Raw genomic sequence first — 24,015 nt, 5'->3', positions numbered from 1 at the left:
AACTGATAACTGTTAACCTCCAAAAGCTAAGATCGTCTGAGAATAGAATCTAAAAGAAAAGGCAAGTTTTAGATATCCAAATTAGGAGTCAGAGAGTGAATTTGGACGGATTAGCTTTACAGATAGAGAAGATGCGTAAGCGCATCGCCCTTTTGCAACGCCAGAGTGAACAGCAAAATGTACAGGAAGATATTGAACTCGTTACCGCAGTATTAAAAGAAGTCCACCTAGCTTTAGAAGAAGTGCAAATAGCTACCATCACCTCCCATGAGTTTCGCACCCCTTTGGCATTGGGAATGTCCATCGTCAAGCAGGCTGTAGATTTACATGGCGGCGAAATTTGTGTCGAAAGTGCGATCGGTGCGGGAACTACCTTTACCGTAACTCTGCCATTTTCGAGAAATTTGAATATATAGCGGCTTGCACAGCTTTTAAATCAATTTACACTTTAGAAAACTTTATAAATAATCAATCACTTTTATTTATTGAATTCAGAATAAAATATAATTGCTTCTATGGTAAAAGGTCTTTAAAGTGGGGTTAGCCGGTCAACAATAGGTTGATTGTAAAGTTTTTCTTAAGAGTAACTTAGGGAAAGCAATTCAAATACTTTGTATATTTAAGTGTGAGTTTAAAATATTACGCCTGTGGTAATCTCTAACAAATCAGAATACGCACTTTTAGCCCTGTTAGAGTTGGCAACCTGCTACCCTAACGGTGAAGCCCTGCAAATTCGAGAGATAGCGGCATTACAAGACATCCCAAACCGCTATTTAGAACAACTCCTAGCCACATTAAGGCGTGGAGGTTTAATTAAGAGTATACGCGGAGCCAAAGGTGGCTACGTTTTAGCACGAGATCCCGGAAAGATTACAGTGTTAGATGCTTTTAGCTGCATGGAAGGATCAGATATCGTGGCCTCTAATCCTGAACCAACTCCCAACACGGTAGAAGGTGAGCTAATTCAGGAAGTCTGGCAGGAAGCACGTCAGGCTGCTAACTCAGTTTTGGAAAAATATACACTCCAAGACCTTTGCGACCGAAGATCAATGCGAAAGCAAAAGGAACTCATGTATTACATTTAGAAAGGATGAAGTAGGAAAATTTTCATTTTTAGTATAAAACTAATAACCTGTGAGGCTGTTATATGCCTGAAGCCAATTCTCAACAGCCTATAAATAGTGTCGCTACTCTTATAGAGAGTTATGCAGCAGGAAAGCGGGACTTTAGTAAAGTAGAACTTGGTAGTGCTGATTTGCAAGGCATTAACTTGAAAGGTTCTGACTTTAGTTATGCTGATTTGAGTGAAGTTAACCTGAGTGGTGCAAATTTGAGGGGAACTGATTTGAGTTTTGCCGATCTAGGTCAAGCTAATCTCAAGGATGCCGATTTGAGGGGAGCATTATTGATGTCAGCGAATCTCCGCCAAGCTGATCTCAAAGGAACGAAGCTGGAAAAAGCAGACTACGATCGCAGCACCCATTTTCCTCAAGATTTCGACCCAGTGAAAGCGGGTATGCAGATTAAATCAGAAAATTGATTGAAGTTCAATGATGCTACTTGCCTCAAGATAGAAGATATTTGTCCTCAAAAAGTTGTACTTTGGTGAAAAAGCCTATCGATGAGGTTGACAATGGAGGCTAAAAGTGAAACCCTCAACCGACGCGCACCAATAATCACTGCTGGAATTTTTCTTGGTGTAGGTATTGGAGGGTTTATTGATGGAATTTTACTGCATCAGATCCTCCAGTGGCATCACATGCTTAGTAATATTCGACCTCTGACAAACATGGCGAATATAGATTTGAATATGGTATGGGATGGGTTATTTCATACATTTAATTGGGTATTCACCGTGATAGGAGTTGTCTTGCTATGGCGTGCGGGAGGACGTGAAGATGTTCCTTGGTCATCACAGACCTTTATTGGCTCAATATTGATTGGTACTGGGTTGTTTGACTTCTTTGAAGGTTTAATTGACCATCAAATTCTCGGTATCCATCATGTAAAATCAGGGCCAAATGAGTTAGCTTGGGATTTAGGATTTCTTGCATTGGGTGCGCTACTTATTGTCATCGGCTGGATAATGATAAAAAAGACAAGAGTCATTAGTCAATAGTCATTGGGCATGGGGCATTACCGCAAGGCGGAAGTCAAAAGTCAAAAGTCAAAAGTTTTGTATATCAAAGCTTTTGCATGGTATTGGGCATGGGTTAATAATCATAGTTCTTATCCCCTTGCCCTCTGCCCCCTACCTCCCCACTCCCCCCTATGACAGATACTTTTGAAAAAACTAGCTGGAGTTGGCAGCTTTCTCAATTTCAACAACAAGCGGGAGAATGGTGGGAATACCAGTTTTACCGCTTTGAACGCGCTTTGCCCGAATTGCCTACTGGATGGTCAATTAGTCCAAGGCTTGGTGAGTTGCTGAAATTCCTGTTTTGGCTAGTACTAGGTTTATTTATAGTTTGGGTGGGTTGGCGATTATGGCAAGAATTCAGTCCTTATGTATATTCTTGGCTGAATAGAAGTGGCAATCTCACTGATTTTCGTGTAAAAAGTCGCTCTAGTGAGTCATCCATAGCCCTTTTGTTGGAGCGATCGCAACAATTTTACCGTCAAGGTAACTACCGTGAGGCTTGCCGTTGTATTTATTTAGCAATGTTGCAGCAGTTGGATAAAAATGCGATCGCACCCCACAAACTCAGCCGCACTGATGGAGAATATCTGCAATTGCTGCGATCGTCTGTGACTCCTATACAGCCTTATGAAACTTTAATTACCACTCATGAGCAATTATGTTTTGGTAATGCCGAGATTTTGTCAGACAATTATGAGCAGTGTCGGCAAGCTTATCGGGAAATTTCCCCAGAGTGAAGAGAACGTGGGGTTAGGGATACTAAAATCATAGAATAGCTAAAAAAACAATAATTTTAAGGAAAATTAATAAAAAAGTAAGGAAAAGCGAGAGACAGGCATAAAGACTTATCCTCGCTTTATGATTACCTAAGCTGTGAGAGTTGCAATCGCCTTATCTACAGCTTCCAAGGCAGTGTTTACTTCCGCTTCTGTGACAATTAGCGGTGGCACAAATCGGACTACTTTTGGGCCGGCAGGTACCAGTAATACACCCTCGTTGATGGCAGCATTGACGACATCTGCTGCGGTTAGTTCAATATTGGCTCGCAACTCCAAACCGTTGATTAAACCCCAACCGCGAACTTCGCCAACCTGCTGAGGATATTTAGCTGCGATCGCCTGCAATCCAGATCGCAATTGTTCACCTCTATCTTGCACATTCTGTAAAATATTTTCCCGTTCCAACGTCTGGCAAACACTAAGTGCTACACCACAGACAAAAGGATTTCCACCAAAGGTGCTGGCGTGTTCCCCTGGTTGAAAAACATCACAGAATTTCTTACTCATCATTGCACCGATGGGGATACCGCCACCTAAGCCTTTGGCACTGGTGAAAATATCCGGTTCAACGCCGAGATGTTCGTAAGCCCATAATTTGCCACTGCGTCCCATACCAACTTGCACTTCATCGAAAATCAATAAAATGCCAGTTTCATCGCAAATCTGCCGGAGCTTTTTAAAATAGGCAACATCTCCTGGACGCACACCGCCTTCTCCCTGCAATGGCTCAATCAGAATTGCCGCTACCCGATAATCGCCTTCATCCAACTCACTAATCGCCACTTCCACAGCGTTAATATCGTTGTAATTTACGTAGTGGAAACCAGGAACCAAGGGATCAAAATATTTTTGATACTTCGGTTGTGCTGTAGCGGTAATCGTTGCCAAAGTCCGTCCGTGGAAACTGGCATTGGCGGTTAAAATAATCGGTTTTTCAATGTCTAATACTGTATGGGCATATTTCCGCGCCAGTTTAATTGCAGCTTCATTAGCTTCAGCTCCAGAGTTGCAGAAAAACACGCGATCGGCACAAGAATGTTCAACAAGCCATTTTGCCAATTCACCTTGCTCAGGAATGTAGTACAAATTAGAGACATGGTGCAGTTTCTGGATTTGGCGTGTCACCGCTTCTACCATAACTGGGTGGGCGTGTCCTAAAGTACAAGTGGCAATTCCAGCCACAAAGTCCAGATATTCTCGCCCCTGTGTATCCCAAACCCGGCATCCAGCACCCCGTTCTAGGGCTAAGGGAAACCGGCCATAGGTAGACATGACAGCTTCATTGAAGCTATCTGCATCAAAGGGACTGGATGCTACAGACCCTGAATCTGGGGGGATGGTGGCTTGTTCAACGAGAGTTTGTAGGCTCACTACCGCTCCTCCTGAGAGTTTTTCATCATATAGTTATTTACTAGTTTCCTAGAAATCCCTAAAAAATACTTTTTACTTAGCACAACTCGTACTTCTTCTTAGGCTAACGCTTATATAACCTCAAAGACATAGCGGTGGTGAAAAAAAACTTTGTACTCAACACTTGAGCAAAAATATCAACGTATCCAAAAAGAGTTAATGACTGGGGCGATCGCTCTTGGCGGTGTTTTCCTGATTGGCACTTTGTGGTACTCGTTAGTGGAGGGCTGGGCATGGGAAGATGCAGCTTACATGACAGTCATCACTTTAGCGACTGTGGGATATGGAGAGACGCATCCACTGGGTAGCCGAGGACGGTTGTTTACAATTGCCTTGATTTTGTTGGGTGTAGTCAATATCGGTTACATTGTCAACAGATTTACAGAAGCGATCATTGAAGGCTACTTTCACGAAGCAATTCGGCTACAGCAGCAGAGGCGGTTAATGGAATCCCTAACAGAACACTACATCATTTGTGGATTTAGCCGGACTGGTCGTCAAATTGCCAAGGAATTTCGGGCAGAAGACGTACCTTTTGTAGTGATTGATTCGGAAATGGAATCTGTGCAAAGGGCGCAGGCGGAAGGTTACACGGCATATCAAGGTGATGCTACCCTAGATGACACACTTCTGAAAGTTGGTATTGAACGGGCGATGTGTATTGTTGCGGCCCTTCCTTCAGATGCCGAAAATTTATACATTGTTTTATCTGCCAAAACACTGAATTCGGCAATTCGGGTGATTGCACGGGCAAGTACAGAAGAGGCTTTGCAGAAGTTACGACGCGGTGGTGCAGATGAAGTCATATCGCCCTATATTACTGGTGGAAAGCGCATGGCTGCTGCGGCTCTCAGACCCCAAGTATTGGACTTTGTAGACGGGATTTTGACAGGTGCAGACCGTCAATTGTATATGGAAGAATTTTTACTCGATCCGGCTTTTTGTCCCTTTGTCGGTCAAACTTTGCAAAAAGCGAGATTGCGATCGCAATCTGGGGCATTAGTTCTGGCAATTCGCCGCGTTGATGGCACTTTAATCGGTGGCCCCACTGGCGATACGGTGTTAATGCCAGGCGATCGGTTAATTGGTATGGGTACAGCAGAACAGTTGCGTAGCCTTAACCAAATTCTTGGCCCAATTGGTTCTCAGCAATTGCGGCGACCGAAAAATAGCTAATGGGGAGCACTGGGAGTGAAGTTAACAGTTATCACCGAAGAGGCGGAGGGGCAGTTCTCGCTCTTAGCAGGGGGAGCAATGCCTGTCCCGTTCGCGCAGCGTCTCTTAGAGTTGCCGTGAAGCGGAGCGGAACATGGGTATTAAGCCCCGCCCTAAAGAAGGCGTTCTCGATTGGTCGGCAGGGCGAACGCACGGTATTTCTGAAACCCTTACTGGGTAAGGATATTGACGAAAAAATAGGCTAAATTTAAAAACGCCGAAACCCTTGTTATTAAAGGATTCTTATACTTTAGATGCGTTTGCCCTGGATTGGTCGGAGCACAAGATCCGTTACTACCTCCCCCCTGCTCCCCGCTCCCTGCTCCCCTGCCTCTTTTGACCATGATGCAAGGTAGCTGTAAAACAAATGCAACTGATAGCGAAAGCTTTCTGGACAAATAGGTTTTGACTAGCCATGTTGATGTGAGTTTGGATCATGCATGCTGCAATTTCTCTTGATTAGTAACTCAGAACCTGGAACTTCGAGTTTAGAACTCGGAGTTTTTAGAATTTTAAAACACCAAGTGAAGATTTGGGTTAAACGAATATGAAGTTCAACCTAAATTTCACTTGAAAGAAAAGAAGGCTAAATACTACCAGACTGCATTAGTTGTCAAGGCTTTTAACCAACATCCTAAAGAATATCTCAAGATTTGATGATTTTAGAGGGAGACAACTATCACATTCGACTTTTAATACCTCTAATATCTCAATTCTTTTCTAGCCACTCCAAAATACTGGCTTTGCTTTCCACCAAACCTTTATAAACCAGTGATTCCGGTGTCATTGACTGAATCGCAGCATACAGCTTAGACCGTAACATTGGGTCTTTTTTCACTACACTACAATCTCGAAAATAAGTACGAATGGTAAAAAGTGCCGCTTCATACTCTGGTAGCCCCCAAATTACTTGGCGCTCAATTCGCAGATAAAGTCTGGGATGCTGTGAATCAAAGCTTCTACCTTCCCATTGGTTAACAGACACACCAGGCGGTGGTTCGGGATGGTGGTTAAGGCGGGTGTCGGTACTCAAACCCCAAGCAAAGCGCACCATCGGTTTGTGGGTAATCATTGTATGAGCGATCGCATCCCCTCGCCGATTAATTTTTTCCATACCAGCCACAGGTGCATGGATTGCGGCAAAATCTTTACCAATTTTCTCCTGGGCTGACCAGTGATTGGGATAGCAGAGATGAACTGCACTCAGCCAGTTGCTACCATCAGCAGACCGACAGATAATTGTCAGGTCTTCTTGTACCTGTGCTGCTAAAGCATCAAGGGTAGAGGCGTAAGCTGGAACAACTGAACTACCCTCAACTTGCTGTAACTGTAATTCTGCATCTAAATAGATGGTTTCTTTGGTAAGTTCGCTGTGAAATGCCACAGTGTTGTCTATTGACTTTTGGTATTGAAAATGCTGTGGGTGTTCTTGGGCGAGGCGATTAATTATCAGACGAGCGAGCGCACCTGCCACAGCTTTAGAATAATTGCTGGTTTGGTAGTACTTGCTCAACCGTTCTCCACGAGCTAAAAGTTTAGCCTGACGGTAGTGGGCAAAATTATCATCAATTTGAAATACCTGCTGATCAGCCTGAGTATTACCAAAACAGGAACCAAAAGCCATCATCCCCGGCTTGACTTCGTAGCGTCCACTCATCAGAGGGAAGTAGTAAGCTGCACTATTAGAGGCTTCGACTGTCTTAGCTTCCTGGAAGAAGTTGTTGTCTAAAGACACAGATTCTATGATGCTTGTTTTTTATTCTCCTCATTTCCAATATATATGAAGCGATAAGGAAGAAATAACCAATGACCAATGACAAATGACCAATAACTAATAATCAATTTCTTTCCACCCATGCATGGCTGCTAAACTTTTTGTAACCCATTCGATCACAACTGGGGGAGCTTCTGATATCAAAATACTAGGATAAACTGCTGCACCCCAATCAGGATGCACTAGCACACGGCATTGATTTTTAATCACTGGATAGTTAAGCAAAGCTTTGACAACTGCTGTGTCATCGTGGGGAATTGCTCCGGGATGAGACAGTAAAGGATAGCCTGTACGAGGGTCGATCAGGTCTGTTAAATAGCCGCGATCGCGCAGATTAAATGCCAAATCGCAGCCAAATCTCATAAACTTTTCTCGCAAGCGTTCTTTCTCTGTCTCTACTTCTGCTGTCTTTTCGACTAGTTGATAACGCGATTGCTGTAAGACAATCACTACTCGTAAAAATGGCTGCTGTTTCCAATCTGGTAATATCCGTTCGCAGTTGGCACAGATATATTGACTGGGAGCATGAATTGAAATTTGAACCGCTTGTCCCATTTCGCCAACTAAATTAATAGGACAGCTCTGCTCCGAAGTGTAAACCTTGGGATAGTTCACTAAATTGATTCGGTTTTGGCAAGTTTTTTAATTTAATCTCCGGTATAGATGATAGCTCTTAAAAGTTCATAAAAATCATCAGTTTTCTATAATATGTTACTTTTTTTGGCAGTATTTGCTAATAATTAGATAATTTTAATCCGATTTTTATCCTTTATTAACCTGTTCTCATGGGATTTGTTGTGATCGCTATCAACATTGGCATAGGTGCAGCGTGTGTTATACAAGCAATGCCTATGGCGGGCTACGCCTATGCTCCTGAAATCTGTTTCATTAAAATCCCAAAAAATGAACTCGATTTCACCCAATTAATTGAGTTTTAAAGAATTCACCGGCACATCATCCCAAGAATCCACTGTCCGCAATCGCGCTACCCAACCAGCTTCCTTTTGCGTCTTGGTCAAATTATTCTGAAATGAATCATGACAATCTTTGGCTTGAGATTCGTTACAAGTAGCAATACAGGCATGAATCATCCCAGACGGATCAATTTGCTCATTTACCCAAATAGTCATAGAATATTTCCTCAAAAACTGTAGCGAAAAAAGTTATTCGTCATTTTAGAATACTATTAGAGCCATTGAACCTCACACCACTAGAAGTGGCGTGATTCCTGCTTCAACGATCTCTGCCGGAATTGCTCCAGGACTTACAAGTTCTCCACAGGCGTATATAGCATCCGGCGCACCGACGGCTGCTGTCAAAATTCTCAACCCTTCACTCAGAATATTTAGACTTGCGTTTACGTCTCTCAGGTTGTAATTACCACAACTAGGGCAAGACCATTCACGCAGCTTTAAGTCTTTAACCAATGGGTTGATTGATTTGCAAGAATTACAAGTCTGAGATGAGGGATAAAATGTACCAACTTTTTGTACAATTCTGTCATGCCAAAAAGCTTTGTATTCCAGCATGGTCACGAACTTAGTCCAACTAGCGTCTGAAATGCTTAAAGCTAATTTGCGATTCTTTACCATATTGGCAACCCGTAAATCCTCGATACAGATAATACTGCTTTCTTTGATTAAACGGGTTGAGAGTTTGTGCAGAAAGTCATCTCTTAAATTCGTAATCCTATCATTTGTACGAGCCAGCTTGATTTTCGCTTTGACTCGGTTGCTACTACCTTTGACACTGCGGGATAGTTTTTTGTGTGCCTTCTGTAACTTCCTATGCAGAGTTCTATAATACTTGGGGTTCTCTACTGTCTCGCCATTACTAGTAGTCAGGTAAGATTTCAGCCCTAAGTCCAATCCAATATTCTGTGTGACTTGAGGATACTTTTCTATCTCTATTTCGCACAAAATGCTAGCAATATATTTACCTCTCGGAGTACGAGTTACGGTAACGTTTACAAGCTTCCCGGTAATGTCTTGAGACTGGTGAAACTTAATCCATCCTAACTTGGGAAGCTTTAAACGATTCTCTATTACCTGAATGTTGCCGTTAGTAAGGTTAGTTTTGTAAGACTGTTTACACCCATGCTTCTTTTTAAATTTAGGAAAACCTACACCCTTCTTACCTTTGATCTTCTTGAAGTCAGCAAAAAAGTTTTTGTATGCTGTCTCTAAATTCTTGAGTGAATTTTGTAAGGCAAACTTATCTACTTCCTTCAACCATTCAATTTCTTTCTTGAGTATAGTTAGCTGTTGACTACAAGCGTTGTAGTTTAAGGTTTTTCCCTCACTTGCATATAACTCTTTCTTCAGTGCCAAAAAGCGGTTGTACACATATCTGGCACAACCAATTATCTTATTGATTAAGACTTCTTGGTTGTGTGTGGGTATGAGAGTAACTTTAAATGCTTTTTGGATGGATGACAATTTATTGAATTTGCTGAATACCTCTCAATTTTAACACAAAGTCATACTTAATATAGAGCGCCTAACTCATGACTGGAAGTCACGAGTGTGCGTCTTGAAGACATCAATTTTGGATTTTGGATTGCCGATTTTGGGGTTTTGCATGAGTGCGGCTCGACTGAGCGATCGCCGAATGTCTCAGTCGAACTATTTTGGATTCATTTTGAATTTTAAATTCTGATCTCCTCTTTCATAGCGACGGCGGTAGAGTAATTCTAACTGTCCACCATATTCTTGAATCCAGGCAATCTGGCGCTGGTAGAGTCCCCGGAAGGTGTTGGCAAATAAAAGTGTAAAGATTGCCACTACCAACCCTGATGCAGTGGATACTAAAGCTTCACTAATTCCAGATGTTACACCTGTTGTTTTAGTACCTCCCACATCTCCGATATTTAGAGAGGCAAAGGAGTTAATTAATCCTAATACAGTGCCGAGAAGCCCTAACAGGGGCGCAAGACCAATAATTGTCTCAAAAATATTTTGCGAGCGCTTGAGTAAGGGGATTTCGGCTTGGGCTTCACTTTCTAATGCCAAACGAAAGTCTTCTGGTGTCGCCTCCTCCAGTTCTAAAGCTGCTAAAAAAATCCGAGCAATGGGTAAATCAGTATTTTTCTGCAATTTATCTAAAGCACCAACTACATTATCAAGGCGATAAAGTTGTAGCACCTCTCGCACTACCTTGTTTTGCCGATTATTTATCTTTACCCAAAAGATGATCCGTTCGATTATCAGCGCCACTCCTAACAAAGAGAACGCAAGCAGAGGCCACATGACTATGCCACCTGCTGTAAACAGATTATTAATTTCCATCTATTATTTTTAACTCACCAACAACGCTAGATTAACAGATCGTTGAGATGAAGCAGTTTAATGCTGCATTGTAGTTACAGCAACTTTTCAGCTATCCTCAGTTTGGCCGATCGCGATCGCAAGTTATTGAGAATTTCTTTTTAGCAGTAACTTTAACCAATCTTAAGGAGTTCAGATTATTCCTACACCAGAACAAAAAACACAGTGCTATATATTGTGCTGCTTGTTTACTAAGCTTTATTTGCCTATTAATATCGTTCGTATGGATGAACGGACAAAAAATCTATTCTTGTTGGCAGGTGAGGAAAATATTATAGAGATATACCCTAACGGTAAATGGAGATACATAGGATGAGCAAGCCTAATTTTCATGCAATGAGTCAGAAAGAGTTACATGATTACGTTCTTGCTCATCGGGAAAATCAGGAAGCCTTCTACGCTTATGTAGATAAGCTGCATGTCGAAGGTAATTGGATTGAAATGCCACCGTTACAGTCAGAACAAGATTTAGAAAATTATCCTAAATTCATTGAGCGTATTCGCAGCATTTCTGAGCCACAAGATGGAGCAGTTTAAGGCTTACAGCAACTTTTCAGCTATCCTCAGTTTGGCCGATCGCGATCGCGGATTCTGACTAATTTCCTCTTCTTGTGCAATAATTGGTTTTTTTGTCAAGACCTTTAATAAAGGTGAATTTCTTAAACCATGTTTCACCGGGCGGTCTTCCAGGCTGTGAAAACTGATAATCGCAATTCTGCCACCAGGGACAAGGGCATTTGGGGCTTTATCCAAAAAGGTTTCTAGGGATTTTAACTCATCGTTGACGACAATTCGCAGAGCTTGAAAAACACGGGTAGCGGGGTGAATTCTCCCATAACGGTATTTCGGGGGAACTGAAGAAGCGATCGCATCAGCCAATTCTGTAGTCGTGTGCAAGGGTCGCCGTTCTACAATGCGACGAGCAATGCGCCGCGATAATCTTTCCTCACCGTATTTAAAGAAAATATCAGCTAATTCTGTTTCATCCCAATTATTAATCACATCAGCAGCAGTTAGCGATCGCCCTCTATCCATTCGCATATCCAAATTTGCAGCTTGGCGAAAGCTGAAACCTCGTTCTGCTTGGTCTAAATGGTAAGAACTTACCCCCAAATCGGCTAAAATACCATCGAAAGTATTAGGGGGAAACTCGTAGTCAGCAAAATTGCTATAAATAAATTGTATGCGAGCCTCCTTCGGAGGAGCTTCGCTAACGCTAAACTCTGCTAATTCTTTCCTTGCTGCTGCTAAAGCATCCTCATCTTGGTCAACTGCCGTTACCCGTACATCGGCAGCAGCTTCTAAAATCAAGCGACTGTGACCACCACCGCCTACCGTCACATCTAAATAATGTCCACCTGGGCGCACCGCCAAACCCTCAATTACCTCCCGTCCCAAAACGGAAATATGAGAAAAAGCCAGTTCTTCTAAATCTAGCGGTGTTTGTAAATCTGATTTCATTTTTAAATTTTAATTTTATTTTTGTTTCTATTTGGTAAAACTTACACCAAAAACCTCTTAAACTTCTATTCCTCCGTGTCCTCTGCATCGCGCCAGTTGCTTCAAGTCGGGGAGCCCGCCCAACACACTGGCTTCTCTGTGGTTCGATTTAAGTCCTGTTTAGCACTTATTTCCAATTCCCAACATCAGGATTTTAAATGCAAAAAGAGATTAGATGAAAAAAAACCTGTGCCTCAATCCCTTGCATATCAAGCTTCCCTATAATAATTGAAGAGGTGCAACGAAATGAAACATCAATTACAACACCTTCGCTGCTATCCTCTCTCCAACATAACCCTGTAGAGTCAAATTTATATAGATTAGATTGCCCCTACAAACCTCATTTTGGCAGACTAGATAAATCGGCTGTGGTTGGCATCTAGGCGGTTCAATTCAAAATTTTCACGAACGGAGAACACGAAATCTATGACCAGACTAGAAACCCGCACTGAACCAATGGTGCTAAACATGGGGCCACACCACCCCTCAATGCACGGCGTTCTGCGGCTAATCATGACTCTGGATGGCGAGGATGTCGTTGACTGTGAACCAGTTATCGGCTATTTGCACCGGGGAATGGAAAAAATCGCCGAGAACCGCACTAATGTAATGTACGTTCCCTACGTCAGTCGCTGGGATTACGCGGCGGGAATGTTTAACGAAGCCGTCACTGTCAACGCCCCAGAAAAGCTTGCAGGTGTTGCTGTCCCCAAACGTGCTAGCTACATCCGCGTCATCATGCTGGAGTTGAACCGCATCGCTAACCACTTGCTATGGTTTGGCCCCTTCCTTGCTGACGTAGGCGCACAAACTCCCTTCTTCTACCAGTTCCGCGAACGGGAGATGATTTATGATTTGTGGGAAGCTGCTACAGGTTATCGGATGGTGAATAACAACTACTTCCGTATTGGTGGGGTAGCAGCCGATTTGCCTTATGGTTGGGTAGATAAGTGTCTGGAATTTTGCGACTACCTATTACCCAAAATTGATGAGTACGAACGTTTAGTAACTGATAACCCCATCTTCCGGCGACGTGTTGAGGGACTTGGTACTATCACCCGTGAAGAAGCAATTAACTGGGGGCTTTCTGGCCCAATGTTACGCGCATCTGGCGTGCAATGGGATTTGCGGAAAGTTGACCATTACGAATGCTACGACGATTTCGACTGGGATGTGCAGTGGGAAACCGCCGGTGATTGCTTTGCCCGTTACGTAGTGCGGATGCGGGAAATGCGCGAATCTGTGAAGATTATTCGCCAAGCAATTAAAGGACTTCCTGGCGGCCCTTACGAAAATCTGGAAGCCAAGCGTTTAGCCGCAGGTAAAAAATCCGAGTGGGACGCATTTGATTACCAATTCATCGGCAAAAAAGTTTCCCCCACTTTTAAGATGCCCAAGGGTGAAATCTACGCCCGTGTAGAAAGTGGCAAAGGTGAATTGGGAATTTATTTGGTTGGCGATGATAACGTCTTCCCCGCACGTTGGAAGATTCGCCCAGCAGACTTCAACAACCTCCAGATTGTCCCACATTTACTGCGGGGCATGAAGGTTGCAGATATTGTGGTGATTCTCGGTAGTGTTGACGTAATTATGGGATCTGTAGATAGGTAGAAAATATCTATCTAACATTTTTTAGAGCAGTTGTGTTACGCAACTGCTCTTTTTTTATAATTTTTAAAGACGCGATAAATCGCCGTCTGTACAACAATCAGTCTTTTGTAGAGGCGGCGATTTATAGGGTCGCTAATCTAGCTATAAAAAATTTTTACTCATATAACAGATGTACGAAATATTTATAGAGGTTTAAAAAAATCCTCGTATTTTTGACAACATAGATTTGCAACTGCTACCGATTTTACGAGAAACTCTCAAAATCTCTTATCGAGCAGATTTTTGTGTTGGCTACTTCAACCTCAGAGGTGGGCGAAGATATTACAAGAAGATTGCTTTTTAGAAACACTAATTATTTGCCCAAAAAACTTACTTGGTTTCAATGGTGAAATTGCCAATAAGTTTCAAATTTATCCAGATTTGATAATTGAAATTTTATCACCTGACCAATTTCCTAACCGGGTGATTGATAAAATTATTTTCTGCATTAATCATGGTACAAAATTAGGTTGGTTTATTGACTCTAACGACAAATCGGTGATAGTATTTCAACCTAATAAATTGCCAGAAGTAAAATATAATAATGAGAAATTGACTGTTCTTGATGTATTAGCAGATTGGCAAATTACGCCAGCAGATATACTTAGTTGGTTAAAGGTTAAATAGTTAAAATGGCAACTGCTCTATTTTTTTTACACTTCAGTTAAGCATTTCTTTCTTCTCCCTGTTCCCTCTGCGTCTCTGCGGTAGCTGCGGCAAGCTCTGCACTCCTTTGTCGCTACCGCTAGCTCAAGACGCTCGTTCGCCCTTAGAAGACTCGCTAACGACGAGAAGCGCTTGGCGCAGCCTCTCGTAGAGAAGACTGCGACCTCCTCACCGCTTTGCCTCTACGTTAAAAAAATTAATTGACTTTGACAAAGACACGACTTAAATAAAAATCGCCAAAAAGCTTAATTTATCGAACCGCCAAGTCGCCAAGAACGCAATGTTGGGTTCCCCTACGGGAAGTTCCTTCTCTTCTCCCTTTTATATTTTATACTTGACAATATTCGTAGTTGTCACGGAAACCGTTGAGTACTTGTGAACACTATACGGGATCTTTTTTCTGTGCATCAGTCAGGCTATTTTTAAATACTCTATCCACGTAACAAACGTATATTTAAGTATGCAATCGATAAACCAAAGAAATCAGTTTCTTGATTACACCAAGGGAATATTAATTTTCTTAGTAGTATATGGTCACATAATTCAATATGTAGCATACAACGGCAATGGATTTTTTCAAGACCCAGTTTTCAAAGCTATATACATATTCCACATGCCATTATTTATGGCTATTAGTGGGTTTATATCTTTTTCTTCTATTGAAAAAAGTACATTTTTTAACATTACTAAAAAACGATTTTTCAATCTTATTGTTCCAATATTATCTTGGTCTATTTTGTATAGCATAACATTTTGTTTAATTGAGAAAGAGTGTACTATGCATAGTTTTATCCGCTATTTAACTAACAATATAACTAGCAATTTTTGGTTTTTATGGGCATTATTTATGTCTATTATCACAATAGCTTTTCTTAAACGCTTTAATTATGACAAATTATACGGGATAGTTTTAAGCTTCTGTGTAGTTCTTCTTATTCCAGACAAAGGGAATATACCTCTATTTAAATATACTTTCCCATTCTTTTGTATTGGATATTTGCTTGCACAGCAAAAAGAGCATTTAGAATTAGAGGTAGCAAATAAAAGTAAGCTATTGCTTACTGGCGCTCTTTTCTTAACCATTTCTAGCTACCTACTTTGGAATACAAAAACTTATATTTACGTTTCTGGAATGACTAATTTTTGGTCAGTTACACTTCGTTACTTTACTGGATTTGTAGCATCAATTCTCGTAATGCAACTCGTTTGGAAATTTTACAAATTTAGTTCTAAATCTTTCCGTTGGTTTATATGTGAAATTGGCAAAGGAAGTCTTTATATATACATCCTCCAAACATATTTTTTTACCTTTGCCTCTAAGTTTCAATATCCACTCCACCATAACTTTTTATTTTTACTTTCTATTTATCCTATGTCAGCTTTCTTATTGAGCTTTTGCTTACTCCAAATTGGTAATTTTTCTGAGCGCAATGCTTTAGTCTCCAAATTATTATTTGGTCGGGTTTCAAGCGGCAATCAATCTATTAAGCAATTTAATAGTAATTCTTAATGACATTACACTTAGTAAAGTGGGACGTTATGAACTCCCAGTCACAGAAAAAGTATAACTACAACGGCATCTCGGCAACCTACGAAGGCGGCGGTATTTATAACGGTGGCATAATGAATGCTAAAAACACCATTATCCTTACAAATACCACATCTTCTAACCAGTATTAAGCCGAGTAATTTTCTGCAATATAGTGTAAAAACCCCTATCTTGTCTGGGTTTGAAAGTTTGCAGCGCTTTTTTTACGTAACGGGACTTAAAGATTCAAAAAGATAAGGGAGTTATTGAAACTCAAATTTTAGAAAAACCAAACATATTATTTGTAAATTTACAAAATTCTTAATTTTAAATTTATAATTTTGAATTTTCTCTGGTGCGAATTAGAAAATTGAGTTTCTTAATAATTTCTTTTAAATTCACCGAAGAGGTTGAATAGTATTATGTTTCGTTAAAATTGAATTGCTGCTACAAATACAAGAACGTATTTAAATAAGGTCTAATAAATTACTATAAAAATCCGGTAGCATTTACTTAGCCGTAATTTTAGAACCGTGCAAATTCATCCTCAGTCCGAATTTCATCATAGGCGCGATCGCCCTGAACAGGGTTTGCAAAATTTGCTCGATCGCCTTGTTAAAACAATGCAGCGCGATGAGTTAGTTCGGCAAACAACCAATCAACTCAGAGAATCGCTTCAGGTTGACCGAGTGGTGTTGTATTATTTTTACAGTCAGTGGCAAGGACAAGTAACTTTTGAATCCTTGAGTTCTAAAGAATTCTCAATACTTGGTTCCACTGGCCCCGATGATTGTTTTAACAGCGAGTATGCTGCTTTATACTTAGCAGGACGCGTAAGAGCGATCGCTGATATTGAATTAGAGCCAATCGAGCCTTGTCACCGAGATTTTTTGTGCAATTTGCAGGTTCGCGCCAACTTGGTTGTACCAATTCTCACACCTAAAGGATTATGGGGATTGCTAGTAGCACATCACTGTCAAGGGCCTCATTATTGGTCGCCATCAGATATAGAAATGATGCAAACAGGGGCACAAACTCTAGCAACAGATCGTAATATTTTGGAGAGTTAAGTCACTGTGTATTCACATAGCATACAGTTAAGTAGCAGAAATCCTCACCAGCGCTGATTTTTCTAGATAAGGAGAAAAAACTGTGAAATTTGCTTACACGGTTATTTGGGTAGACGATGTAGTTAAGACCGTTGAGTTTTACGAAAAAGCCTTTGGTCTAGTTCGTCGCACTCTCGTGGATAAGGGACAATCTATCTGGGCGGAAATCGAAACCGGAAACACCACACTAGCCTTCTCCTCTAGTAGCGAAGCACAAAAGTTATTTCCTGGTGGCTGCCATCACAATGATGCTACACAACCACCGACATTAATCCAAATATCATTTATTACTCCTGATGTTGGTAGCGCTTACATGAGAGCGATCGGAGCAGGCGCAAAAACCCTAGATGCCCCTAAAAGCCAGCCTGGGGGACAAATGATTGCTCGTGTCCGCGATCCCAATGGTGTGCTGGTGTCGTTGGTGAGCGCCTAAGTAGCAAATTGCCTTGAACGCGATTAATTGGGCTGAGGATTGCGATCGCATGGAACTGCAAACTTCCCAAGTTTTGTCTGTCAATAAATGCCAGCGCTTATGCCACAGTGGTCGATATTATAGGGTTTGTAGACCGTTAGGGAAATTAGGAATTATGAATTTTGGTTTGTATCATTCATAATTCATTTGTTTTCTCAACACTTTAATCTCAAATCTCAAATTTTATGGATTCAAATCCAGCATTGTGTGCAGCGATCGCTAATCACATTACCACCAATCCTCAACAACGAATTACTTTTGCCCAATTCATGGACATGGCATTATACCACCCTGAATACGGCTACTATTCCAGCGATGCAGTCAAAATAGGTTTTAAAGATAGTGATTTTTTCACCTCTCCCAACCTCTGTGCTGACTTTGGCGAGTTGCTAGCAGAACAATTTTTACAAATGTGGGAGATTTTAGGAAAACCTGTACCCTTTTCTTTGGTAGAAATGGGAGCAGGTCAAGGATTGCTAGCTTTGCATATCCTTAAATATCATCAACTGCACTACCCAGATTTTTTTACCGCCCTGGAGTACATCATTGTTGAAAAATCCCCAACTTTAAGACAACAACAGCAGCAACGCTTGCAAGATTTCCCGGTGCGTTGGTGCAATCTAGAGGATATACCACCAAATGCGATCGCAGGCTGCTTTTTTTCTAACGAGTTAGTAGATGCGTTCCCCGTGCATCAATTCATCCTAGAAACGGGAGAACTCCGAGAAATTTATGTAACCACAGATCAGAATAATCAAGAAACTAATCCTCCATGTCCATCATTTGTAGAAGTCACAGGAGAACCATCAACGCCCCAACTAGCTGAATATTTGGATTTACTGGAAATCGACTTAACTCAAAGTGCATATCCAGATGGCTACCGTAGTGAAATTAATTTAGCTGCTCTAGACTGGTTGAGTATAGTAGCAGACCGCTTGCAGCGCGGTTATGTGTTAACAATTGATTATGGCTACCCCGCCAGTCGTTACTATAATCCCAGGCGATCGCAAGGAACGCTACAGTGTTATTACCAGCATCGTTTCCATGACAACCCCTATATTAATATTGGGCGACAAGATATCACTGCCCATGTTGACTTTACGGCTTTGGAACGCTGGGGTGAGCGGTGTAGTTTAGAAAAAGTTGGTTTTATCCAGCAGGGATTATTTTTGATGGCGTTGGGGTTAGGCGATCGGATTGCAGCCCTTTCTTCTCAACAGCAATCTCTCTCACAGTTACTACAGCGCCGGGACTCACTACACCAGCTTATAGATCCTACAGGACTCGGCGGCTTTGGAGTCTTAATTCAGAGCAAAGGTCTGGACAATACAGAAATTTCTCAACCACTACTCGGATTGACTTTGCCAAAGTAAACGTAAAGAAAGAAAAGTTAAAACTCTATTTAAGAATGCAGTATCAGTCGGATTTAGACTAGCATAACAGTGATTACTGTAAAGCTAAACACAATACCAAAGTAATAATTATGTCCACCCATGATCTGTTAATGCTAGTAACTTTGCTTACTCCAGGGATTTTACTTTCAGTGATAATTATGGTGACTTTTGCGGCTGGTGGCTAATTGCCAGAGACGTTAGTCATTAGTCAGTGAATAGCTATCAGTATTTAAAGATAACTGTTCACTGATAACTGATATTAAAATCAAACAATGGAAACGCGATGTCTACAACAGGCTACGCCTACGCTGTACCAAAGGAACTTGAAAAATGAAGGTGGCATTTCTGGGAACTGGACTGATGGGACTACCAATGGCTCAAAGGTTATTAGCCGCAGATATACAGCTAGTTGCCTACAATCGCACCCCAGAAAAATTAGCACCACTACAAGCATCTGGGGCTGAAATTGTTACACATCCTCGCCACGCCATTCGTGCTGCTGAGTGCGTAATCCTCATGCTTACTAATGCCCCAGCCATTTATAATGTGTTGCTTTCAGACACTGCTTGGCAAACTCTGGAAGGGCGCACAATCATCCAAATGGGAACAATTACTCCTACAGAAAGCCAGGAAATTAGAGATGCAGTTGTTGCGGGTGGTGGTGAGTATTTAGAAGCACCTGTATTAGGGAGTATCCCAGAAGCAAAAGCTGGCAAGTTGAGTGTTATGGTAGGGGCCGAGCCAGAACAATATGAACGCCACTTAAAGTTACTCCAAAATTTTGGGACAGAACCTTTACTTATTGGGCCAGTGGGATCTGCGGCGGCGCTCAAATTGGCGCTAAATCAACTAATAGCTTCCTTGACAACTAGCTTTGCTCTGAGTTTGGCTTTTATCCAGCGTCAAGGTGTTGATGTGGATGTGTTTATGCAAATATTGCGCGACAGTCCACTCTACGCACCTACCTTTGACAAAAAGCTACAACGGATGTTGGATGGCAATTATGCTGATCCGAATTTTCCCACAAAACACTTGCTCAAAGATACAGAATTATTTATCTCGGAAGCGAAATCTCGGAGTTTGGATCTCAGCAGTATTAAAGGTGTTCGGCAAATCTTGCAAACAGCCGTAAAAATGTCATTTGCTGATGATGATTACTCATCACTATTTTCTGTAATTAAAGAATGGGGAGAGTGATCGAGGAATAAGCTTTCGTAAGGTAGCACAGCTAACTGTGCTACCCTACTTGAAAAATATTTTTGAGACACATTGAGGAAATCTCCCTACACCCCGGCATCCCTGATATGCTTTTTGAAAATGCTGAATCAAAAGGTTTTAACTGAATTGTTAATAAGGATATTACTGCCCATTAGTAGTTGATTGAGGAAATGGTAGAGATTCGGGCTGAGGCTGAGGCTGGGGTTCTGGTTGAGGATTGAGAAATTCCTGCCAAGCCCTAATTTGCTCTTGCGCCGCACTATAAGCAGCACTACCTCGTGGAATCGATTTGGCAATATCAATCCCTCTGCCAATATCAGACTGACCTTGAGAGCGTGCTATTTCTAACAATTGCTGACTCCACTGGTCAATAGCCTGATTCGCATCCATACGTAAGATGCTATTATTTGAAACCCGATCTGCCAGCCGAATTGCCTCAATTAATGCTTCTGGCGTGCCAGCTGCGCCCACTTGCTGCGCTTTTTTCCAGTTTTCTCTGGTGCGGATTTCCCCTTCCCAGCCATTTATAGCAGTTTGTGCTTCTTGTGAAAGCGCCCTTCCCGACGAGGCAATTTGTTGAGCTACGCTAATGGCGGCGGTGAGATCTCCACTTTGAGCCAGTTCTTGTGCCTGATCTAAGTAAGGTTGGTCTTGAATTCGCTGAATTTTTCCTACCCAAGTGCGAATTTTTTTCCGTGCTTCTGGATATAATGCACGACCTCTACGAATTTCGCTAGCCTGGGCGATCGCAGCTTGCAAAGAGTTGATATCATCAAATATTGCTATCTGTTCGGCGCGTTCTAAATAAGGTTGGTCTTCAATTGTCTCCACTTGGGCACGCCAGCGACCCATTTCTTGCCTAGCTTCTTTAGCGCGGGGATTATTCGCAGGGATCAATTGCACTTGAGCGATCGCTGCTGTTAAATTAGGGACTGTTCCCTGGCTAGCTAATATTCTCGCTTTTTCTAAATTGGCAACATCTTCAATTTCTAACTGCCAACGAGCAATCAACTGCTGTGCTTCGTTATACACTGGTCTGGAAGGATCAATTTGTTGTGCTTGAGCGATCGCTGCCTCTAAACCAGAAACATTACCTATCCAAGCACTTCTTTTCGCGTCAGCTATGGCGATAAAGTCATCTGTTTCACCCTGTAGTTTCGCAATCTCTGGAATTTGTCTAGCAATATCTAGTGCTGCATCCGCATCCTGCTTGTCTAGTTTTGCCTTTGCCAATTCCAGCATTTTGCGTCCAAATACCGGAATCGCTTCCTGAGCTTTTTGGTAAATGTAACTTTCTTGCCCAATAGACTGAGCTAACTTGATAGCTTCTAATAAATTATCGACAACTTTGCTGTTTGCTAAATTTTCAGCTTTTCCTAACTTATCGCCATCTTCCCGTGCTGAGGCAATTAGACGATTCAATTGGTCGTATTTAGTACCCGCCCAGTATTGATTGTCTACGCGCAGCATTTTGGCGGATAACATAAATGCCGATTGCCATCGCCGTTCCTTAACTTCAGCGATCGCACCGTTGTATGTGGCTTCTGCCTTTGACCAAATTGACTGCCACTTGTCAACTTGTTCATCGACTAATTTATAAGCTGCCACATCTTCAGGTATCTTACGAGCAGTAGCGATCGCTTCCTCTAAATTACCTGTTTGGAAACTTTCATCAGCTAGCTTCAAAATATCCCGCGACCATTCTTCGATGAAACGATCAATTTCTCCATGTAACGGGTGATTTTGTGGTAGTTGCTTCACCAGAGCGATCGCTTGCAATAAATCGTTCACTGTCTGTTTAGAAGCCGCCAACTGAGCGCAGTGTAGCCGCACCGAAGCACTAGCTAGCGGCCAGAAAATCGAGGGGCAATTAGGGGCAGAGGGCAACTTTAGCAGCATTGCCATTGCCAAAAATCCTACACTGCCGGGAACCAACATTAGTAGTACCAGCCACAATGTCCAGCTTTTCATCCAGCGTGGCCATTTCCCAGGACTTTTACTGAGTTGAGCAGTTTCTTTTGAATTACTATTTATATGTAATCCTTTCGTATGGTTTTTTTTTCGCCGCTTCACTGACTTGGAGTTAGAACCAGTAGCTGGGGAATCAAATGGCTGAGTTTCACCGAATTGTTCTGTTCGGGATAATCTTTTGTTTTGATCTGGCTCTCTTCCACTGGCTGAAGACCAACTGTCTGGAATATCCCGCTCTGTCATCTCTCACACCAAAATAATTGAATAGCGCTCTGTTTTAGGTAGATAATTCCATTGTTGACATAGTAACTTTCTCATCATTAAAAAGCTACTTTTTTGATTATCTCTCTCCACAGAGTACCATTAGCAAGATAAAAATCAGTGATATTTTATACGTTATCCTAAAACAGTAGATTCAGCTTGCAAATCGGCAATTAGTTGAGCTAACTGATCGCTACTTGCCTGATAAACGTTGCCGCAAAATTCGCAAGTTGCTTCAGCACCATCATCTTTAACAATCATATCTTGCAGTTCCGCTTCTCCCAAAATCTTCAGTGCCCCCAAAACGCGATCAAAAGAACAACCACAGTGGAAGCGCAGCATTTGCCGTTCGGGAAAGATTACCAGCCCCATGTCTCCCAACAGGTCGTTAAAGATTTCCGTTAAAGTCTTCCCAGCTTGCAACAATGGCGTAAATCCTGCTAGACCAGCAACCCGTGATTCTAACGTTTCTACTAAAGCTTCGTCTCTAGCAGCTTTGGGCAATACTTGTATCAGTAATCCTCCAGCCGCAGTTACTCCACCTGCTCCCACAAACACACCTAAAACTAAAGCTGAAGGTGTTTGTTCGGAATTCACCAGATAATGAGCCACATCATCGCCAATTTCCCCAGAAACTAGTTCCACAGTACTAGAGTAAGGATAACCGTAACCAATATCCCGGACAACGTAGAGATAGCCACCACCCACTGCACCACCAACATCTAGCTTACCTTTGGCATTGGGAGGCAATTCCACCGATGGATTCCCGACATACCCTCGTACCGTACCATCTAAGCCTGCATCTACCAATATGCCACCCAAAGGCCCATCGCCCTTTACCCGGACATTCACCCTTGACCCAGGTCGCTTCATACTAGAAGCCATTAACAAGCCCGCCGCCATAGTCCGACCCAGTGCTGCCGTTGCCACATAGGAAAGCTTGTGACGTCCCCGTGCTTCTTCTGTTAAACGTGTGGTGATCACACCTACGGCACGAATTCCACCTTCGGCTGCTGTTGCACGAATTAACTGATCCGCCATGAATAACCTTACATTTCTTAACAAGTTCGCTCTTTCTATTCTAAGTTCTCTGCTGGTAGAAATGTGACCCTGCAATAATCAGTGATTGTATTTGCAATATTAGAAGTAGCAATGTCTCACCTTTAGGTAATCCTATAAAAATGCTGGGTAATTTTCAACAAAGCCAACTGCGGATCGAAATTGAAGCATCAACAGATGCAATTCGTGATAGTCTACTGCATCCGGTGCAACTAGAAAAATGGCTCTTAGGGCAACGCTTTGCGCCAGGAATGCCAGAAGAACTGCTTCCCGGATTCCAGTTTACAACCTGGACTGGGCCAGTTGCGATTCATCATCAAGTAGATGTTGTCAAATCAAACTGTCTCCGCTTGGTACTTAGCGGAGGCATTGACGGATTCCACGAATGGTACTGGGGAGAAGGTTGGGTACAGTCCCGCTTAGAAGGAGTTTCACTTTTGCCTTTAAATTTGGGTCAAACTTTGAGTTTGTTGAGCTTACGTCAGTTTTTGGCAACTCAAAAACGTTGATTTAATTGACATAAAGAGATTGGAGATTGAGAAT

At 42.0% G+C, this 24,015-nt stretch carries 27 protein-coding genes; 18 read left to right on the top strand and 9 right to left on the bottom strand.

Going from position 1 to position 24,015, the window contains the following annotated elements; genetic code table 11:
- Positions 1-95 precede the first annotated feature (95 nt).
- From LC608_RS37300 to LC608_RS18120, 5 genes are all read left to right on the top strand, one after another.
- Complete coding sequence (locus LC608_RS37300) at positions 96-416, top strand: ATP-binding protein (RefSeq protein WP_229554909.1); 321 nt, start codon at positions 96-98, stop codon at positions 414-416.
- Positions 417-647: 231 nt separating this feature from the next.
- Complete coding sequence (locus LC608_RS18135; RefSeq protein WP_229554849.1) at positions 648-1,085, top strand: Rrf2 family transcriptional regulator; 438 nt, start codon at positions 648-650, stop codon at positions 1,083-1,085.
- Positions 1,086-1,147: 62 nt separating this feature from the next.
- Positions 1,148-1,540 carry a pentapeptide repeat-containing protein gene (locus LC608_RS18130; protein WP_229554848.1) on the top strand — a complete coding sequence of 131 codons (393 nt, stop codon included), beginning with the start codon at positions 1,148-1,150 and terminating at the stop codon, positions 1,538-1,540.
- Between the two features lie 93 nt (positions 1,541-1,633).
- Positions 1,634-2,119: a DUF2243 domain-containing protein gene (locus tag LC608_RS18125; protein ID WP_229554847.1), complete on the top strand. Its 486-nt coding sequence runs from the start codon at positions 1,634-1,636 to the stop codon at positions 2,117-2,119.
- 152 nt (positions 2,120-2,271) lie between these two features.
- Positions 2,272-2,877: a DUF4129 domain-containing protein gene (locus LC608_RS18120; protein WP_229554846.1), complete on the top strand. Its 606-nt coding sequence runs from the start codon at positions 2,272-2,274 to the stop codon at positions 2,875-2,877.
- Between the two features lie 129 nt (positions 2,878-3,006).
- Here the strand turns inward: LC608_RS18120 and LC608_RS18115 are convergent, their stop codons facing one another.
- Complete coding sequence (locus LC608_RS18115; RefSeq protein ID WP_229554845.1) at positions 3,007-4,290, bottom strand: aspartate aminotransferase family protein; 1,284 nt, start codon at positions 4,288-4,290, stop codon at positions 3,007-3,009.
- Positions 4,291-4,440: 150 nt separating this feature from the next.
- Between LC608_RS18115 and LC608_RS18110 the strand changes: the two genes are divergently transcribed.
- Together LC608_RS18110 and LC608_RS18105 are read left to right on the top strand one after the other, a co-directional pair.
- Entirely contained in the window at positions 4,441-5,505 is a 1,065-nt protein-coding gene (locus LC608_RS18110; RefSeq protein ID WP_308189889.1) for a potassium channel protein, read from the top strand.
- The gene (locus LC608_RS18105) at positions 5,505-5,750 is read left to right on the top strand and encodes a hypothetical protein (RefSeq protein ID WP_229554844.1); all 246 of its coding nucleotides are present in this window, start codon (positions 5,505-5,507) and stop codon (positions 5,748-5,750) included. The genes LC608_RS18110 and LC608_RS18105 overlap by 1 nt, the downstream gene beginning before the upstream one ends.
- Positions 5,751-6,253: 503 nt before the next feature.
- Here LC608_RS18105 and LC608_RS18100 read toward each other — a convergent pair.
- The 5 genes from LC608_RS18100 to LC608_RS18080 all read right to left on the bottom strand — a co-directional run bounded on the left by LC608_RS18100 (position 6,254) and on the right by LC608_RS18080 (position 10,605).
- Entirely contained in the window at positions 6,254-7,201 is a 948-nt protein-coding gene (locus LC608_RS18100; protein WP_229554905.1) for a DUF3445 domain-containing protein, read from the bottom strand.
- Between the two features lie 174 nt (positions 7,202-7,375).
- A complete protein-coding gene (locus tag LC608_RS18095) occupies positions 7,376-7,933 on the bottom strand; it encodes a methylmalonic aciduria and homocystinuria type D protein (protein WP_229554843.1) in 558 nt (185 codons plus the stop codon).
- A 308-nt stretch (positions 7,934-8,241) separates the two neighbouring features.
- Entirely contained in the window at positions 8,242-8,448 is a 207-nt protein-coding gene (locus tag LC608_RS18090; protein ID WP_229554842.1) for a glycogen debranching protein, read from the bottom strand.
- A gap of 72 nt (positions 8,449-8,520) precedes the next feature.
- A complete protein-coding gene (tnpB, locus tag LC608_RS18085; RefSeq protein WP_229554841.1) occupies positions 8,521-9,756 on the bottom strand; it encodes an IS200/IS605 family element RNA-guided endonuclease TnpB in 1,236 nt (411 codons plus the stop codon).
- Between the two features lie 186 nt (positions 9,757-9,942).
- On the bottom strand, positions 9,943-10,605 hold the full coding sequence (locus LC608_RS18080; RefSeq protein ID WP_229554840.1) for a MotA/TolQ/ExbB proton channel family protein: 663 nt from the start codon (positions 10,603-10,605) through the stop codon (positions 9,943-9,945).
- A gap of 214 nt (positions 10,606-10,819) precedes the next feature.
- Here LC608_RS18080 and LC608_RS37575 point away from each other — a divergent pair, with 214 nt between their 5' ends.
- Both LC608_RS37575 and LC608_RS18075 read left to right on the top strand, forming a co-directional pair.
- Positions 10,820-10,960 (top strand): hypothetical protein, encoded by a 141-nt coding sequence (locus LC608_RS37575; RefSeq protein WP_374108409.1) that lies wholly within the window; start codon positions 10,820-10,822, stop codon positions 10,958-10,960.
- Positions 10,957-11,181, top strand: a complete 225-nt coding sequence (locus tag LC608_RS18075) for a hypothetical protein (protein WP_229554839.1) — start codon at positions 10,957-10,959, stop codon at positions 11,179-11,181. The genes LC608_RS37575 and LC608_RS18075 overlap by 4 nt, the downstream gene beginning before the upstream one ends.
- A gap of 3 nt (positions 11,182-11,184) precedes the next feature.
- On the opposite strand, the gene rsmH is transcribed toward LC608_RS18075, so the two are convergent.
- Complete coding sequence (rsmH, locus tag LC608_RS18070; protein WP_229554838.1) at positions 11,185-12,105, bottom strand: 16S rRNA (cytosine(1402)-N(4))-methyltransferase RsmH; 921 nt, start codon at positions 12,103-12,105, stop codon at positions 11,185-11,187.
- Between the two features lie 465 nt (positions 12,106-12,570).
- Here rsmH and LC608_RS18065 point away from each other — a divergent pair, with 465 nt between their 5' ends.
- The 8 genes from LC608_RS18065 to LC608_RS18030 all read left to right on the top strand — a co-directional run bounded on the left by LC608_RS18065 (position 12,571) and on the right by LC608_RS18030 (position 20,160).
- A complete protein-coding gene (locus tag LC608_RS18065; RefSeq protein WP_229554837.1) occupies positions 12,571-13,755 on the top strand; it encodes an NAD(P)H-quinone oxidoreductase subunit H in 1,185 nt (394 codons plus the stop codon).
- Positions 13,756-14,037: 282 nt separating this feature from the next.
- Positions 14,038-14,421: a Uma2 family endonuclease gene (locus tag LC608_RS18060; RefSeq protein ID WP_229554836.1), complete on the top strand. Its 384-nt coding sequence runs from the start codon at positions 14,038-14,040 to the stop codon at positions 14,419-14,421.
- 499 nt (positions 14,422-14,920) lie between these two features.
- Positions 14,921-15,970 (top strand): acyltransferase family protein, encoded by a 1,050-nt coding sequence (locus LC608_RS18055; RefSeq protein WP_229554835.1) that lies wholly within the window; start codon positions 14,921-14,923, stop codon positions 15,968-15,970.
- Between the two features lie 29 nt (positions 15,971-15,999).
- Positions 16,000-16,140, top strand: coding sequence for a hypothetical protein (locus LC608_RS18050; RefSeq protein WP_229554834.1), 141 nt, complete (start codon positions 16,000-16,002; stop codon positions 16,138-16,140).
- 381 nt (positions 16,141-16,521) lie between these two features.
- Positions 16,522-17,058 carry a GAF domain-containing protein gene (locus LC608_RS18045; RefSeq protein WP_229554833.1) on the top strand — a complete coding sequence of 179 codons (537 nt, stop codon included), beginning with the start codon at positions 16,522-16,524 and terminating at the stop codon, positions 17,056-17,058.
- Positions 17,059-17,140: 82 nt separating this feature from the next.
- Complete coding sequence (locus LC608_RS18040) at positions 17,141-17,530, top strand: VOC family protein (RefSeq protein ID WP_229554832.1); 390 nt, start codon at positions 17,141-17,143, stop codon at positions 17,528-17,530.
- Positions 17,531-17,754: 224 nt separating this feature from the next.
- Positions 17,755-18,942, top strand: a complete 1,188-nt coding sequence (locus tag LC608_RS18035; RefSeq protein ID WP_229554831.1) for a class I SAM-dependent methyltransferase — start codon at positions 17,755-17,757, stop codon at positions 18,940-18,942.
- Positions 18,943-19,293: 351 nt separating this feature from the next.
- Positions 19,294-20,160, top strand: a complete 867-nt coding sequence (locus tag LC608_RS18030; RefSeq protein WP_229554830.1) for an NAD(P)-dependent oxidoreductase — start codon at positions 19,294-19,296, stop codon at positions 20,158-20,160.
- Between the two features lie 162 nt (positions 20,161-20,322).
- Here LC608_RS18030 and LC608_RS18025 read toward each other — a convergent pair whose 3' ends face one another.
- Positions 20,323-22,395, bottom strand: a complete 2,073-nt coding sequence (locus LC608_RS18025; RefSeq protein WP_229554829.1) for a chromosome segregation ATPase — start codon at positions 22,393-22,395, stop codon at positions 20,323-20,325.
- A 153-nt stretch (positions 22,396-22,548) separates the two neighbouring features.
- Positions 22,549-23,454 carry an Hsp33 family molecular chaperone HslO gene (hslO, locus tag LC608_RS18020; RefSeq protein ID WP_229554828.1) on the bottom strand — a complete coding sequence of 302 codons (906 nt, stop codon included), beginning with the start codon at positions 23,452-23,454 and terminating at the stop codon, positions 22,549-22,551.
- 140 nt (positions 23,455-23,594) lie between these two features.
- On the opposite strand from hslO, the gene LC608_RS18015 reads away from it, so the two are divergent.
- Positions 23,595-23,981 carry a hypothetical protein gene (locus tag LC608_RS18015; RefSeq protein ID WP_229554827.1) on the top strand — a complete coding sequence of 129 codons (387 nt, stop codon included), beginning with the start codon at positions 23,595-23,597 and terminating at the stop codon, positions 23,979-23,981.
- The last annotated feature ends 34 nt before the right edge of the window (positions 23,982-24,015 follow it).

Origin of the sequence: Nostoc sp. XA010, from assembly GCF_020829625.1 — a bacterium.
Taxonomy (GTDB): domain Bacteria; phylum Cyanobacteriota; class Cyanobacteriia; order Cyanobacteriales; family Nostocaceae; genus Nostoc.
Note: the sequence above shows the minus strand (reverse complement) of the source record. Positions and strands in the feature narration are given on the sequence as shown.

Excerpts from the sequence above, each read along its gene's own strand:
- LC608_RS18130 (WP_229554848.1), top strand. The coding sequence starts at position 1,148 with ATGCCTGAAGCCAATTCTCAACAGCCTATAAATAGTGTCGCTACTCTT.
- LC608_RS18125 (WP_229554847.1), top strand. The coding sequence starts at position 1,634 with ATGGAGGCTAAAAGTGAAACCCTCAACCGACGCGCACCAATAATCACT.
- LC608_RS18120 (WP_229554846.1), top strand. The coding sequence starts at position 2,272 with ATGACAGATACTTTTGAAAAAACTAGCTGGAGTTGGCAGCTTTCTCAA.
- LC608_RS18105 (WP_229554844.1), top strand. The coding sequence starts at position 5,505 with ATGGGGAGCACTGGGAGTGAAGTTAACAGTTATCACCGAAGAGGCGGA.
- LC608_RS18100 (WP_229554905.1), bottom strand. The coding sequence starts at position 7,201 with ATGAGTGGACGCTACGAAGTCAAGCCGGGGATGATGGCTTTTGGTTCC.
- LC608_RS18090 (WP_229554842.1), bottom strand. The coding sequence starts at position 8,448 with ATGACTATTTGGGTAAATGAGCAAATTGATCCGTCTGGGATGATTCAT.
- LC608_RS18080 (WP_229554840.1), bottom strand. The coding sequence starts at position 10,605 with ATGGAAATTAATAATCTGTTTACAGCAGGTGGCATAGTCATGTGGCCT.
- LC608_RS18075 (WP_229554839.1), top strand. The coding sequence starts at position 10,957 with ATGAGCAAGCCTAATTTTCATGCAATGAGTCAGAAAGAGTTACATGAT.
- rsmH (WP_229554838.1), bottom strand. The coding sequence starts at position 12,105 with ATGAAATCAGATTTACAAACACCGCTAGATTTAGAAGAACTGGCTTTT.
- LC608_RS18065 (WP_229554837.1), top strand. The coding sequence starts at position 12,571 with ATGACCAGACTAGAAACCCGCACTGAACCAATGGTGCTAAACATGGGG.
- LC608_RS18055 (WP_229554835.1), top strand. The coding sequence starts at position 14,921 with ATGCAATCGATAAACCAAAGAAATCAGTTTCTTGATTACACCAAGGGA.
- LC608_RS18050 (WP_229554834.1), top strand. The coding sequence starts at position 16,000 with ATGAACTCCCAGTCACAGAAAAAGTATAACTACAACGGCATCTCGGCA.
- LC608_RS18035 (WP_229554831.1), top strand. The coding sequence starts at position 17,755 with ATGGATTCAAATCCAGCATTGTGTGCAGCGATCGCTAATCACATTACC.
- LC608_RS18030 (WP_229554830.1), top strand. The coding sequence starts at position 19,294 with ATGAAGGTGGCATTTCTGGGAACTGGACTGATGGGACTACCAATGGCT.
- LC608_RS18025 (WP_229554829.1), bottom strand. The coding sequence starts at position 22,395 with ATGACAGAGCGGGATATTCCAGACAGTTGGTCTTCAGCCAGTGGAAGA.
- hslO (WP_229554828.1), bottom strand. The coding sequence starts at position 23,454 with ATGGCGGATCAGTTAATTCGTGCAACAGCAGCCGAAGGTGGAATTCGT.
- LC608_RS18015 (WP_229554827.1), top strand. The coding sequence starts at position 23,595 with ATGCTGGGTAATTTTCAACAAAGCCAACTGCGGATCGAAATTGAAGCA.